The organism is Labilibaculum sp. K2S (assembly GCF_030372765.1).
Taxonomy (GTDB): Bacteria; Bacteroidota; Bacteroidia; order Bacteroidales; family Marinifilaceae; genus Labilibaculum.
The window spans coordinates 1-15,471 of the sequence record NZ_JAUCMW010000025.1 but is presented as its reverse complement, the minus strand read 5'-3'; the positions used below and the strand labels follow the sequence as shown (position 1 = coordinate 15,471).

At 41.7% G+C, this 15,471-nt stretch carries 10 protein-coding genes and 1 pseudogene; 1 reads left to right on the top strand and 10 read right to left on the bottom strand.

Annotated features, from left to right (window positions below):
• Positions 1 to 93: 93 nt before the first annotated feature.
• Both QUH73_RS18600 and QUH73_RS18595 read right to left on the bottom strand, forming a co-directional pair.
• Positions 94 to 480 carry a response regulator gene (locus tag QUH73_RS18600; protein WP_289531942.1) on the bottom strand — a complete coding sequence of 129 codons (387 nt, stop codon included), beginning with the start codon at positions 478 to 480 and terminating at the stop codon, positions 94 to 96.
• Between the two features lie 113 nt (positions 481 to 593).
• Complete coding sequence (locus QUH73_RS18595; protein ID WP_289531941.1) at positions 594 to 2,243, bottom strand: helix-turn-helix transcriptional regulator; 1,650 nt, start codon at positions 2,241 to 2,243, stop codon at positions 594 to 596.
• Positions 2,244 to 2,629: 386 nt separating this feature from the next.
• On the opposite strand from QUH73_RS18595, the gene QUH73_RS18590 reads away from it, so the two are divergent.
• Positions 2,630 to 3,214 (top strand): hypothetical protein, encoded by a 585-nt coding sequence (locus tag QUH73_RS18590; protein ID WP_289531940.1) that lies wholly within the window; start codon positions 2,630 to 2,632, stop codon positions 3,212 to 3,214.
• A 255-nt stretch (positions 3,215 to 3,469) separates the two neighbouring features.
• Here the strand turns inward: QUH73_RS18590 and QUH73_RS18585 are convergent, their stop codons facing one another.
• The 8 genes and pseudogenes from QUH73_RS18585 to QUH73_RS18550 form a co-directional block, all read right to left on the bottom strand.
• The gene (locus QUH73_RS18585; RefSeq protein ID WP_289531939.1) at positions 3,470 to 3,724 is read right to left on the bottom strand and encodes an IS3 family transposase; all 255 of its coding nucleotides are present in this window, start codon (positions 3,722 to 3,724) and stop codon (positions 3,470 to 3,472) included.
• On the bottom strand, positions 3,721 to 3,894 hold the full coding sequence (locus QUH73_RS18580) for a hypothetical protein (RefSeq protein ID WP_289531938.1): 174 nt from the start codon (positions 3,892 to 3,894) through the stop codon (positions 3,721 to 3,723). The genes QUH73_RS18585 and QUH73_RS18580 overlap by 4 nt, the downstream gene beginning before the upstream one ends.
• 35 nt (positions 3,895 to 3,929) lie before the next feature.
• Positions 3,930 to 5,108 (bottom strand): annotated as a pseudogene (locus QUH73_RS18575) (IS3 family transposase).
• A gap of 84 nt (positions 5,109 to 5,192) precedes the next feature.
• Positions 5,193 to 8,546, bottom strand: coding sequence for a leucine-rich repeat protein (locus tag QUH73_RS18570; RefSeq protein WP_289531937.1), 3,354 nt, complete (start codon positions 8,544 to 8,546; stop codon positions 5,193 to 5,195).
• A 655-nt stretch (positions 8,547 to 9,201) separates the two neighbouring features.
• The gene (locus QUH73_RS18565; RefSeq protein ID WP_289531936.1) at positions 9,202 to 10,641 is read right to left on the bottom strand and encodes a hypothetical protein; all 1,440 of its coding nucleotides are present in this window, start codon (positions 10,639 to 10,641) and stop codon (positions 9,202 to 9,204) included.
• Between the two features lie 151 nt (positions 10,642 to 10,792).
• Positions 10,793 to 11,377: a TMEM175 family protein gene (locus QUH73_RS18560; RefSeq protein ID WP_289531935.1), complete on the bottom strand. Its 585-nt coding sequence runs from the start codon at positions 11,375 to 11,377 to the stop codon at positions 10,793 to 10,795.
• A 137-nt stretch (positions 11,378 to 11,514) separates the two neighbouring features.
• Positions 11,515 to 12,864, bottom strand: a complete 1,350-nt coding sequence (locus QUH73_RS18555; protein ID WP_289531934.1) for a peroxiredoxin family protein — start codon at positions 12,862 to 12,864, stop codon at positions 11,515 to 11,517.
• 1,138 nt (positions 12,865 to 14,002) lie between these two features.
• The coding region (locus QUH73_RS18550; protein ID WP_289531933.1) for an FISUMP domain-containing protein at positions 14,003 to 15,471 on the bottom strand (1,469 nt) is incomplete at its 5' end.

The window sequence follows — 15,471 nt, the reverse complement described above, 5'->3', positions numbered from 1 at the left end:
CTCAAGTTTATTTTAAATTAAATAATAAGATTGTGACTACAACATCAATATGCATGCTGATACTTTAAGAAAAATATACTTTTTTTGAATGAGTTAAATGGCTGTTCTGCTTCGCCCTGCTCCTTTACATATTAATCCCTCTACTACTTCGTACAATAGCTGTGGATTAAGAGGCTTAAACAAATACGAATCAGCGCCTAATGTAAATGCTGTTTCTCTGATTTTAGAATCTCTCACTTTGGTAACCACCACTATAGGCAATGCCAATTTCAAATTATCTCTAATTATTTCAATCATTTCCAAACCACTATGAAAAGGCATTAGCATTCCCGTAATAAAAACATCAAACTGTTCATCCCTTAATTGGTCGATTGCTATAATACAGTTTTCGGCAACAATAATTTCGTGCCCTGCTTTTCTAAAAACAGGAGCTATAATATCCAACAGATACTTATCCGAATCGCAGTATAAAATTTTCATAAGCCAAATAGTTTAAGTTCAACAAGAAGTTTTCATTTTCAGGGCCTTTTTGCAATATTTAAGATTAAAATCCGCTACGTGACGAATATTATAATCTCATAATCCAATTTATTTTATGATGCAATATTCTCATTTAATGAAGCAGACAACAATACCAGCAAATCTGAATTTGATTCAACTGATAATTTCTTGCGCAGGCGAAAACGCGAAACATCAACACTACTAGGCGACTTTCCTGTTATGGCAGCTATTTCTTTTGAATTTAGGTTCATTCGAATAAAAGCACACAACTTTAAATCATTAGCTGTTAATTGAGGAAAATTGTGCTGTAATTTGTCGAACAGTTCCTGATTTACCCGTTGAAAGTGGAAATCAAATTGCTTAATCCCTATATGCTTCTCGACTTCTTGTATTTTATTTATTATTGGCCTTACCTTTGCCATACTAAATGCATCCAGGTTCGATTTCAACATTTTCTCCAGATCAATTATAAGTCTTTCCTTATCCTCTATCATCATTGTATTTTGAACAATCTTTTCCTCGGTATTCTGCAATTCCGTTTTTAGAAAATTTTTGGTATACATCTCCTCATTGTAGTCCCCTTTTAGCTTTTTAATAAAATCGAGCTTACGTTTATCTGCGGTTTTCAAAATTGAAATTCGCTTGATATAATACGCACTCAAGATGATTTCTTTCATGATTATTCCACAAAGGAAAATTCTTAAATAATCATGGCTAATGGCATTAAAATATTGAGATATCATTATTAACATTGTAATATTGAATACCATAATTTTAAAAATCAACAATTTATCAACAGACTTTACTCTGCTGTTTACGGATAAGAAAAAAATACTGCCTGCAATCAGCATTACAGCCCAAACAAATAATTCCATTGAAAAGAAATACCAGAAATTAAATACTACAGACAAAATGGAAAGAGCAGAAATTACAACTAAACTATTAAGACCAACAGCTGCAATTTTTCTTTGTTGTTCATTTAAGTAATCTGATATATTTTCGATAATAAAAACATAGTTAAAAAGCATACTCAATCCAAAAGAACGAATCAACAAGTCTTTTACTCTTTCATTAGTTTCTATATCAAATAAATAAAAGGAATAAGCTAAGATGGATACCAAACCTAAAAAATAATACAAATGCTTTTTACGCCGATGAACCAAACTTATAATTGCAAATACGATTATTAGAAAAGAAACAATTGCCAGCAGCAGAAACTCTTCAGTAAACTGTGATAAAATCATTCCACTAAGTTGTTCTTCAGTTAACCAGGTAATTTCCTTTAATTGAGTTGTTACATCACTATCATTGGAAATTAATACATATATGTAATCCTCATTACCAACACACCTATAATATGCTTGATTTAAAGACAAGGATTTATCGTTAAAACCATGCCAATGCGCAGTAATCGATTTAAGTATACCTGCAGAATCTGTTTGAAAAACATTCTCTATTTTAAGTCTCCCTTTTATACTAATCCCTCCACTCACCCGATACTCTTCCGGAATATAAAGTTTTAAAAATAGTTTTCCTTTGGCTACAACCTCTTTCTCCAATTGAAAATTATTGTTAGCATTCACAAGAATATCGGATAAATGCTGCCCCTCAATAAGATCATAGTTTGTTACCTGCAGAATAGATAATCCAGTCTGTTCCCTATTGGAAGAAAGCCCATGCAGCAATCCAAAAAATATCACTACTGCAGTAAGAAGAATTAATTTGAAGTAAACTTGTTTCATAGTCGGAGTAGATTTAAGGAGTTATTAATAAAGATTAAACAATCGTAAGCAATTACAAATGCTTTAATTCTTTATTGTTTTTACGCCATAAGTTTCATTCAGGCCATTAGTGAATGCTAACATTTAAATAGCAATTGTGTTAGCAAACGCTAATAAATAGTGTTTTTACAGTGATAATTGCTAGTGACCAGTAGATTATAAAGCCACTAAATCCGATAAATTGAAACATGAATAAACCAACCCGAATAAGTTTCAAAATGCTAGCATTATATATTTTTTTTGCATAATTTGTGAATGCACATTATTCTCCTTAGAAGTTCTAACATAGAATGTTTTTTTAATAGATTGCAATCCAATAGGGAGAATTTATTACCTTTACAACAAGCATGGATACATTTACAAAAATTATTAAAGAAGCCACAGGATACGATATTGAAAGTGCGAGTAGATTTGACTTTACCCCTCATATAAGCCTACTTGAATTTAAAAAAAATGCCCGTATTCCTAAACTGAACTTGAGCCCAGATTATTTCTCAATAATTACAAAAGGTACAATCTTTTTGTATTGGTCTAAAGATCAAAGACATAATACGATTATTAATTTTAAAAGAAAAGGAGAAGTGTTACGGCCGGCCATTGAAATCGGAAGCGTAAAGTGTGGGGAATTATATGCCAAATGCTTGACACCTGTTACTATATATTCTATTAAACGAGATCACCTATGTTCTTGTACATTCCAAGACAAAAAACTTTCAGATTTTTATTTCGGTTTGCTAACCAATGATATAAACTCTACCTACTGTCAACTTAAAATGCTTAAAGAAGCAAATATAGAAAAACGTTACCAGATTTTTAAAGAAGAGTATGCCGACATTTTTAATACTATATCAGATAGAATGATTGCCAATTACCTGGGAGTACACTACACTACTTTGGCTCGTATGAAAGTTAGATTGCTAAAAAATAAGTAACAGACAACAATAAATCAAATACTCAGTTTTAAATCTGGTAAGCCAGATAAAGTAACAAATCTTTATCTGGCTTATTAGTTAAATTATTGGGTAAATAAAGCATAGTTTATATCTGGTACATAAAAAACACATTCCATTGCAAAACCTGTACATACATGGTTGTCTGTTCTTTATTATACATTCATACTTCAACCTTCGTAACCTTTTAAGTTGAATACGACAAAGTGGATTTCCTACAAAAAACTGGACAAAAAGTTAAGCCTTGTTTTTATAATATTTAATTCCAAAATCTGCAGGACTTAGATAGCCTAAGTATGAGTGTCTTCTTTTTCTATTATACCAAATTTCAATAAATTCAACGATAGCGATTTTCGCTTGAAAGAAAGAGTAAAATTGTTTGTGCATAACTAATTCTGACTTAATAATTTTGAAGAAATTCTCCGCAACTGCATTATCCCAACAGTTTCCTTTTTTACTCATACTTTGAGCAATATCATATGGCTCAATCAATTCTCGAAATTCAATTGAAGAGTACTGTACTCCTCTGTCTGAATGAAAAAATCATTCCTTTCTATCTGCCTATTAATCACAGCCATCATCCAAGCTTTTGCGACAGTATCGGTTGTTGTCATGTTTTCAGAAAGCGACCAGCCAATAATTTTACGGTCATATAAATCCATGATTGGAATTGCAACAAAATTTGGTAAAAAAAAGATTAGACTGCCAATTTATAATATGCTCTTAATTCAATTTCTTTTTCTAAAGGTGTTTTATATCCTATAACTAGAGTGTATTCTTTTAATATTGTACCAATTTTCAATATAATCGTATACTTGGTTATATGCATGAGTAAACGATTTAAACTCATTTCGGTATATCATTTCCGACTTAATGGTTTTAAAAAAGCTTTCAGCTACGGCATTATCCCAACAGTTCCCCTTTCTGCTCATACTCCTATTCATTTTCTTCTTCTTATTATCCATAAACATATCCCTTATTTTATTACAGGCATATTGAACACCTCTATCGAAATGAAGTAAGAATCCATCTATTATTTGTCGTCGCTTACATGCAATATTCCATGCCTTAAGAACCGTGTTTTCATATGTCATATCCTCACTTAATAACCATCCAACAACTTGTCTGTCCGCTAAATCAATCATTGTTGTTAGGTAAATCCACTTGTCATTAACTCTTATATAAGTAATGTCAGACACCCATACTTTACCTAGCTGTTCAACTTTAAATTGTCGATCTAGAGTGTTTTTTTCGATCTTATAATCATGCTTAGAGTAAGTTGTATTAACAAATCGTTTTTTAGGCTTGAATCGAATGTTTTCTGCCTTCATTAGTCTGGCAACATAAGCTCTGGATATCTTATATCCAAGCTTCTCCAATTCAGCCTGAATACGAGGACTTCCATAAGTTTGTCTACTGTCTTTAAAAATCCTTTTAATCTCATTTACCAAAACAGTTCTTCTTGAGTATTTCTTTTTAGCAAGTTTAACAGACTTCCAGTGGTAATAAGAATTCCGGCTTACTTTTAAATACTTACACATCTTCCCAACAGAATATGTTTTTTTATGCTTATCCATAAAATCATATATTAATTGTCGCTCTTGGAGAAGATGCTTACCGCCTTTTTTAATATATCACGTTCTAATTTAGTTTCTTTTAGTTCTGCCCTTAACTGGGCTATCTCTTTTTGTTCCGGACTTAGTGAAATATTACCTTTCCCTGTAAAAGATTCTTTGGCGCTTAAATTTTCTCTAAGCCACCTGCGAATCATACTGGCGTTTAATCCGTAATATTCAGATACTTGCCGTGCGATTTGTCCCGATTTAAGTAGATTCACGATCATCAACTTAAAATCTGTTTCATAATGTTTTGCCATAATTTAAATATAAGAATTTCGGGCGTAACCATTGTACCAACAAATGTAGCATGCCCAAAGCGTGCCGCAAGGAGCGAGGCCCGGCTAATTATAATACCAGCCGGCAGGCAGAGTGTTACGATTCCAGATCATAGAGCACCCATCGAAACACAAGGTATGTGGTATCAGGTTTAACAATGAGTAATAACCGGTTTGAACCATTCCGGAGAGCGCGCTACACCCGAAAAAGAAGCCAGTTATATTGTTCATAGCAGTATTCTGATCAATGTTGATCAATATATAATCGGTGAAACTAGAAAAGAAATGCAAGCTCCTGCAATTACGAAACGTATAGCTAAAATCTTTCGCGGCATAGCAATAATTAAATAATCCCTCACCAACAGTGCTCAACCTATCACAATTGGAGAAGCAAGCAGAAAACGACGTTGCCTCCCACGCATTCGCAAAGAGGTCTGAGGGTACGACTATTAGACCACTACAACTTTCAAAGCAGTTCGCAAAGCTCTTTGTCCTCCAGGCATTCCAAAATAGTCTATTCGGTAGAGTCACAAGTCTTCGGCACCCTGCAAAGCAGGACTCGTATGTATTTATTTCTTTAGAGGATTCGAAAATTCCGTAAGGCAAAGAAATCAGATTGCCACAATCGCGAAAACAGCTCCGTAAACTAGCATATGCCTGACCTGACGTAGATGAGAATAATGCCCCGCCGATGTTGTTCAAAGAACTACAGCTCTCGAAACATGACTCGAAACTGGTTGCAGCCCAGGCCAGATCGAATATACCGGCAGGCAAGGATGCCAGCGCCGAACAATTATAAAAACACCGATAGAAACTGGTGGCAGTTTTTGCGTTACTAAACAAATCGGCCTGAAGCCCGGTAAGAGCTGAGCAATTAGAGAAGCACGATTCGTAGGTGCCTGATCCTTTTGCGGCATTGAAAACTCCGGAGGGTAAGCTGGTAAGAGCAGTACAACCGTAAAAAGTCCGTAAAAAACTCGCGTCCAGCTGCCCGGCCTGCGACGAAAACAGCGCTCCGCTGATGGCGATTAAGGTAGTACACCCTTCGAAACACGACTCGAAACTGGTTGCGGCCCAGGCCTGATCGAATATACCGGCAGGCAGTGATGCCAGCGACGAACACTTATAAAAACATTGTTTGAAACTGGTGGCAGTTTTTGCGTTACTAAACAAGTCAGCCTGAAGCCCGGTAAGTGCTGTGCAATTAGAGAAGCACGATTCGTAGGTGCCTGAGCCTTTTGCGGCATCGAAAACTCCGGAAGGTAAGCTGGGAAGAGCAGTACAACCGTAAAAAGTCCGTAAAAAACTCGCGTCAACTTGCCCTGCCTGCGACGAAAACATCGCTCCGCTGATGGCGCTTAAGGTAGTACACCCTTCGAAACACGACTCGAAACTGGTTGCAGCCCAGGCCTGATTGAATATACCGGCAGGCAGTGATGCCAGCGAAGAACAGTGATAAAAACATTGTTTGAAACTGGTGGCAGTTTTTGCGTTACTAAACAAATCAGCCTGAAGGCCGTTAAGAGCTGTGCAATTAGAGAAGCACGATTCGTAGGTGCCTGAGCCTTTTGCGGCATCGAAAACTCCGGAGGGTAAGCTGATAAGAGCAGTACAACCGTAAAAAGTCCGTAAAAAACTCGCGTCCAGCTGCCCTGCCTGCGACGAAAACATCGCTCCGCTGATGGCGCTCAAGGCAGTACACCCTTCGAAACACGACTCGAAACTGCTTGCGGCCCAGGCCTGATCGAATATACCGGCAGGCAGTGATGCCAGCGACGAACACTTATAAAAACATTGTTTGAAACTGGTGGCAGTTTTTGCGTTACTAAACAAGTCAGCCTGAAGCCCGGTAAGTGCTGTGCAATTAGAGAAGCACGATTCGTAGGTGCCTGAGCCTTTTGCGGCATCGAAAACTCCGGAAGGTAAGCCGGTAAGAGCAGTACAACCGTAAAAAGTCCGTAAAAAACTGGCATCAAGCTGCCCTGCCTGCGACGAAAACATCGCTCCGTTGATGGTGTTTAGACTGGTACACCCTTCGAAACACGACTCGAAACTGCTTGCAGCCCAGGCCTGATCGAATATACCGGCAGGCAGTGATGCCAGCGACAAACACTGATAAAAACACTGTTTGAAACTGGTGGCAGTTTTTGCGTTACTAAACAAATCAGCCTGAAGCCCGGTAAGAGCTGTGCAATTAGAGAAGCACAATTCGTAGGTGCCTGAGCCTTTTGCGGCATCGAAAACTCCGGAGGGCAAGCTGATAAGAGCAGTACAACCGTAAAAAGTACGTAAAAAACTGGCGTCCAACTGCCCGGCCTGCGACGAAAACATCGCTCCGCTGATGGTGCTTAGACTGGTACACCCTTCGAAACACGACTCGAAACTGGTAGCGGCAGTGGCCAGACCGAATATACCGGCAGGCAGTGATGCCAGCGACGAACACTGATAAAAACACTGTTTGAAACTGGTGGCTAGTTTAGCTGGTATGGAAGTGGCAGGCAAGGATGCCAGATTATCGCAGCCCGAAAAAGCCGCATCGTAATAACGCATATCAACATCACCCCAGCTTTTAACGGCTAAAAGTTTACTTTTAACCGCCGGATCATTATTGATATGAATACCGGAAAACTTGCCGGTAATACACACATCGTATTGCCCTGCCAACGCGTATGTATGTACCAGGTCAACATCAATTGGGCTGGTAATTTCCGATTTTGTACCATCTCCCCAGTCGATTGAACATTGATATACACCTCCAGGATAAACCGGAAGGGCAAAGCTGCCAACGGCCATACTCCAGCTGGTTTTAAAGCCACAATCAGCCGATTGCCAGTTAGTGCCGTCGTAAAACCTTAGCGACTGAGCACTGCTGCTTATATAAACAGCCCCGGCGCTTAAGCCGGCAGGTGCCGGGTCGGCAACCAGCACAGGTAACTGCATCACTTCTTTTTGCGAGGCAAAACCGCTGTTTACGGTGTAACTCAACGTGTCCATACGCAGCATGTTTCCCCATGCTGTGCCACTGTATATATTAACAGTGCTATCGGCCTTACCGTAATACATACTTCCTGCAGCGGGGCTTACTGTAATAACGTCCGGCGAAGGCAGGTAAGGTATCCCGTCAAGAACCTGAAAGGAACTGGCACCGGTAACCATTTCTGTGATCGTGCACAAGCCCGACCACTCGCTCCCACTATACAGCATCGGCTTGGCATCGGCTGTGCTATAGATAAACATGCCGGCGGCAGGTGCTGATATGTCGGCAGTACTTTCGAACACCGGAAGATGGCTAACCCCATCCAATACCCTAAAATAATTGGTTTGGGCAGTAGCCGGAAAGGCTTGCAGCACGATGCAAAGGAACCAGAACAGACTCAGTTTGTTTACAATTGTTTTACCATCTAAATAAGTATTTTTCATATTTTCTTTATATAATTCCGTTAATACTCATATACCTTCATATTTGAAGGTACGGATCAAGTTGACGATGCTACTCTCCGGGCTTAGCCCTTATTGACTCACAGATCAGATGAACTCCAGTCATTGCATCAATATACAGATTAACCGAATAGCGACGCGAACTAATGTATAGTTTCAATCAAACCCTTACGCGTACGGCGGTTGGTGGGTGTTCCGTTCCCCGGGGCCTTGCCCTGGGATGAATTACCAAGGCCTTTCAGGCCGGAAACACAGTGTGTAAGGTCGATATCAGGTTTGTCGAAACCTTGATGGGCGCTTTTATACCCCAAAAGGTTTAAACATCTAATATTTAACCTAAGCTACGCAAGCCATGTAATTCATCATTCAAAATTCATCATTTCATTCGGTTTGCAGCCGGTTTTCTGTTTGTTTTTTACTCATTTCTACCTGTTTTTAATATTTGTATTTAATCAAAAAACAAGCTCAATACAATGAAAAAACATACTGTTACGGCTAGTTTTTATTTTACTTCCGGTTTTGTCCCGGTATGGGGCAGCCGTGTCATTAGTGACGGTTTTCCAGATTCACTTCTTTTCGGCATTATCTTCACGGGTCAACAAAGACCTAAATAACGGGCAAATTTCCAGATAAAATCTCACAGATCCATTACACAGCGTACATTGTAAGCATCACCCCAGCGGGTCCAGATAGCTTCTTGATACATCTCACCCTCCCATTCATAGAATGAAGCGGCGTCTGAGGTTATCTGTCCGTTGCCCCAGTGGGTGGTTTCTTTCACGGTAAAGCCACCGAATTCCATATTATTCATATCCGATTGAGTTGTGCGTTGACCGTCATACAGGGTATAAGCATATACGAGTTTGAGTCTAAATAGCTTCTCGGTAACTGTTTCCGGGCCGTTGCCTTCATATTCCCAACCGAATGACAACCATTCATTAGTAATTTCCGGAATATGCCAGCCGGAGCCTAAAAGGATTGTGCAAGGGTCTGAGCTGGAGTCCCAATCCGCATCAGACTCTGGTGGTACTGTCCAGGTCACGTCCGGAGTTCGGCTGTTAGTTACTGAGTTCCAGGCTATGCCGGAAGGGTTGGTTCGTAGCCAGTACCAACCAGCAGCTTCATCAGAGTTGTCATAGAGCGATGTAGCTTGTCTACTGGCTCCAAGGTTTTGGGTTATCCAGCAATGTTTTGTACCAAGGTATGTAATAACGGTAGTCCCGTAGGTAATGTCGATGTCAACCGGAGACACCCCGTCGGTGGTGCGGTGCTGCACCACCAGGCCCCCGTTGCCGGCGGCAATAGGGCCCATAAAAGTGGCTGCCTTAACTTCGGCGCCTAATAGTGTACCAGCTGTTGCTACAGGCGTAATGCCAACGCGAATGTATTTACCCAGATCGGCCGTGGTAAAATTATAGGACTCCAAGACAGCCCCGGCAATAGCTTCTTCGCCACCACCGGCAGCATTGTTAGAGCGGTACCATTGGTAAAGGGGTGTTCCCATGGGGGTGCCTTCGCAATCGGCATATGTACCGCTGGCGGAGGCAGTCCACCCTACCTCATTTTTACAGGCAGCGTTAGAATATGCCGTAAAATACGGCGCAGAATCGGGTGTTATTTCCTGCCAAGCACTATACCTTTCGGTACCGTCGAGCGTACCGGCCAAGGCATGCGCGGTAACGCCCACGCGCACAAAAGTGCCCTCGTTAACCGGGGTTGTAACCGTGTAGGTATTGGTGGCAGCGCCCCCTATTGGAGTTCCGTTTCCGGTGTTTGCCGCATTGTAATACCATTGGTAGGTTTCTACCCCCAATGCATCGCCTTCAGCATCGGCCATGGAGGCAGTTGCTGTTAAGGTGCCGCTGGCTGTGGTACAGCCGGTAATATTTATTGCGACTACATTTGGGGCAAAATTCGATGGTATCCCGGGCCCGGACAAAACAGTTGCCCCGCCCGGTGCGGAGATTATCTTTCCGTCGGGCGTTACCAACAGGGTTTTCTTTTGTGCAAAACCTGCTGTTGTTACCATCAGTAACAAGAGGGCACATATACCATTATGTAAAAATCTTATTTTCATAGCAAGTTACATTTAATCAAGGATTTAACTTTTTTATCGCGTTCATCGTATTCCGGAAATATAATCAGCCTTTACTTTTGCAGGCAAAAAAGGAATTGAGGTTAATGGGCCAACGCCTCTTCTTCGCAATTCCAGGCCGATAAACAGATATTTATTTTACTTTCACATGCAATTCTCTCTCAACTTTTTTGTCGGGCACAAACCAAAACAATGCGACGATCACATAAATAGCAAGCGCAACCGAGGGTACCCAAATTGCCAGGATAGCAGCAAATAAGTATAAAAAAACAGAGGCTTTGCCTTTTGCATTTTTACCAACAATAGTTTTAAATGATGAATTGTCTCCTTCAGAAGCTGAAATAGCTGCAACAAGTAACCATGAGGCTAAAGATGCCATCATCATAACCACACCGTAAAGCATTGTTGGAATGGAGGTGAAATGATTCTCACCCATCCAGCCTGTAGCAAAAGGAAACAGCGACAGCCAAAATAACAAATGCAGGTTTGCCCAAAGTATGGGTGCGGTTACCTTTTTAACCATGTGTAACAAATGATGGTGATTGTTCCAATAAATACCTACATAAATAAAGCTTAACACATAACTTAAAAACACGGGCAAGAGCGAATATAAATCGTGCAAAGCATTCCCGTGCGGAACTTTCATTTCGAGCACCATAATGGTGATTATAATGGCTATAACACCATCGCTAAAGGCTTCTAACCGGTTTGTTTTCATCGTCTTTTTTTTATTTAGGGTTTACTTATTTTATTAATGGCGCGGAGCATAACCGAAAATCAGCCCGGATAAATCCACGCCGGCGGACTTAATTGATCCGCAATTGCAAATCGCGGATAGCGGGTAAGAGTAGGCTTCTAATGTTCTTTAACCCAATCTAACAACTGTTGTACTGTAGCTAATTTAGTTTGTATAATACCTTCGCTATCCAAAATATAAAGAGTAGGTGTACCATTTACACCATAATTTTTGAAGTTTACTCCTTCAAATCCTTTGAGATCGCAATATTTATCGAGCGATGGGTACTGGGTAGCGGTATTTATAAATATCTGCCTGTTGGTATCGGCCGAAATCGCAATTATTTTAAAACCGTTATCCTTCAAATAGTTATAATTACCTTCCAACGCCTGCATGGTTTGTTCGCACGGACCACAACCCGATTCGTAAAAAACCAAACAGCTGTATGCCGATTCTAATTGATCAACAGCCAATTTTACGGTGTGTATTACTCCTTGCTCAACAGTTTCTTCGATCACAATATCAGGCGCTTTACCCGATAAGTCTTGCTGATATATTTGCAACACCCCATTGTAATTTAACAAACGGTCGGCGTTTTTTATTTCAGCTACCAACTCTTGCTGTACATTGTCTTTTCCCATTCTGGTCAATCCTTTGGTTAGTTCGAATACGAAATCGGTATAAATAGCATTGTTTGTCAACCTATTTAAAATAATTTTCGTGTCTTGTACAAATTTTGCATCGTCATTCTGGCTTGCCTGTAGTTGTATCCAATTGTAAATTATACCGCCCCAGTGGTTCGAGGTGTAAAGAATTTCATAATCTAACTTATTCACTATAAAATCGTTAATCGTAAGGGCTCTTTCGTTTTCGTTAACCGTTAAAACAGGGCCAATGCCCCTTGTAAGATTTACTATTTCGCGAAACCGGGCAGCATAGAGTGGCGATGCCGCTAAATTTTTAACAAAAACCACATAAGCCTCTTTAATGCGGTCATACTCTTTAGCACATACCTTATATATTTTATCGTCATTGGCATAAGCACGTGTAGCTGCTAACATGGCATCGTGTTTTGCGAACAATTTTTCTTGTTGCTCATAGTTCGTCCGGCTAAAAATGTTTTCGGCAGTTCCTTTATAAACAATGCTTTCGATACCGGGTACCGAATCTAAACAGCTAACCGAAAAGTTTTCGTTATTGATAACAAAATCCAGTCCGCCACCGGTCTTGCTGTTGGTTAAATACCACTGAGCCATACCTTTGTAACCCGCATATTCTTTTGGGACACTTAGTTGCACCTTACCTCCTGCAGGAATGGTATCAGCCCTAAGGGTGATTTGTTTCGTGCCCTGAAAAATTTTAAATACATAGGTTTTTCCTGCAAAATATGGAAATTCCAGATCGATTGTTTGTGCTTTTACAACAAAGCATGCCAGTAATAGCGTGGCAAGCATCAGATTTTTTTTCATTTTTTTATTCGTTTTAATAGATATGCCGAATTTATGTATAAATAATAAAGCCTTTTTTGTTTTTTATTCCTGATTTCATGTTAAGTTAATTTCTGATTCGTTCCTGGCCGTTCGCGTGCTGTTTAGTCAGGGTTTCACTCCAAGTGAAGCCTTGACTTTCACTCCTTCATTTGCTTTCATCATTTAAAAGAACTATACTCTCATGCCCATTCGCCAAAAGCGGAACTTTAGTATCCTTTGCCGTCACATTTAAGCGACGGATCGGGCAGCGCCACCATTCTCCGGGCTTTAGCCCCCGATTGTTAAACTCCTGAATGTCGGATTCCGAAATAAATTCGGAATGATGAAAGCAGCGGGTATGCCAGTCAGTTCGGAGGTAATTAGTCAGGGTTTGACTCCAAGTCAAGCCCTGACTTGAGCCGCTCCATTTGTTTTTCATCATTAAAAAGAACTATACCATTATGCCGTTGTCTAAAGCGGAACGGGTGAACCGCTGTACTGATTCACCGGATTGCGGCGCGAACGAATGTATTGTTTCAATCTAAACCTACCGCGCGCCGCGGCGTCTGGTATTCCGTTCCCCGGGGCGTTGCCCCGTGCTAAGTTATCAAGGCCTTACAGGCCGGTAACACGGTATTTAGCACGGCACCCATTTTGCCGAATCCCTTTGGGCGGTTTTATACCTCCAAAGGGTTAAACAACTCGGTTTTTCTGATCCGATGAACTCCAGTCATCGGATCAGATGGACTTGCCGGCGATTCGGAAATCGCCGCACCCGTTCGATGCTCCGAACCAACGCAAGCCGGGTAATTTTTCATTCATCATTCAAAATTCATCATTCATCATTCCACCAGGGGTCGCATGGGCTGTGCACGCCGTGGGGCGTGGCTTGCAGCCGGTTTTTTGTTTGCTTTTTATTCATTTTTACCTGTTTTTAAAAATTGCATTTTGCCAAAAATACGCCAAACACACTGTAACACATGCCCTTAGGGCTGTTTTTTATTTTACGCCCTGTTTTGGCACAGCATAGGGTAGCACGCGGCTACCCCTGGGGTAGAAGGCGTGTTCAACCAATACTGTTAAACCGATCGCAGCACCCAGTATCACACAGTAACGTGACGAAGCAAACTGAATTTTATTATTCAGCGACGCACCGCACGCTAAATCCGTTTAGTTCGTCCCAAGCGTCCACTACTGAGCATGATGATTCCGTGACATAATAGATTGCTGTCCAAGTTTCTGCATCACCAGCAGATGACCAATAATAACCGCGATATCCTCGCCATTCAAGCGCACCCTCCTGATATCGACGGTGCCCAGCAGCGGGCAAAGTCATCTGTATGATATCGGCAGCCACGTGTACCCCAGAGGAGAAGTTTGTGGACGACTCGAACCAGGTGCCAGTAGTAGTAATAGTGTTATAAGACCCGGCAAGGCTTAGCCAGAGAGCCCGCGTAGGTATGCGGAAACCAGCAGGGCAAGGGTCATTGGCGGGCTTGTCAACGGCGTCCCAGCCAGGTGAAGCTTGAAATACAGTGTTCCATCCAACGATATCATCTGCGCCGGTATATGCGTCAGCCACCATCTCGGACCGTCCCCATTGGTAATAACCGCCAGCGATGCCTTGCACGAGTACATCTGGATCTAAACTTTGGTCGGCGCCCAGGTTGTGGCACATAAATTCTTTATATACGGTGTCAGACACCAAAGCACCGCAACACGCACAGTCTTTCACCGCGGTGGATAAAGCGAAAATTTTATCGACACCTGTGTTAGTCGCAGCATCGTTATAAACAACGTACACTTTAGCCGTTAGGGCATTAATTCTGGTTAATCCGGCAGCCAGGGTATTTAAAGTATTGTCGTACGTAACAGTTGCCGTTACCGCAGCGCTAATGTTATTGCCGGTGTTATTGCCACTAATGGCCGTAACGGGCGCGCCATTGGTGTTGGCGTAATAAAAGCGTACGTTGCTTACCGTGCCGCTTGGTGTAAAGGTGTAGCTTTGCGTGTTGGCGGCAGCGAGGCTAAAGTCCGATTTATTCGCCGTCCGGGAGCTAACAGGTCCACAGCCGTTTACTCCATCGTTACCCAGGGCAATGTCGAAACAGGTTTTGCCGCTAAAGGTTCCGGTTCCGGTAGCAATGGCTGTCACGTTGGGCATAACGCCAATATAAGCGGGTTTCACGGGCAACCCGGTTAATATCCCGCTGGTAGCCACGGGGGTAATGGCTACAGTTAGGTATTTGTCCAGGTCGGCAGCTACAATCAGGTAGGTGGCTGCCGTAGCGCCGCTAATGGTGGTTTCGCCGGTACCGGCAGCATCGTTGGCACGGTACCACTGGTAGGTGGTGGCGCCCTGGGGGTCGGCATCGGCATCGTAGTAGGTGTAGCTTGCCGTTAGGGTACTGCCCACCATGGCAGAGCCGCTAATGGCCGGGCTTTGTGCCTCAGGTGCCGCGTTGCAGCTTAGGCTGGCCCAGGCGCTGCCGTTGTAAAACTGCAGGGTTTTGCCGGCGCTGTTTATGTACATGGCCCCTGCGCTTAAGCCGGCGGGGGCTGGGGCGATGGCCAGCACGGGCAGTTGCACCACTTCTTTTAAGGAGG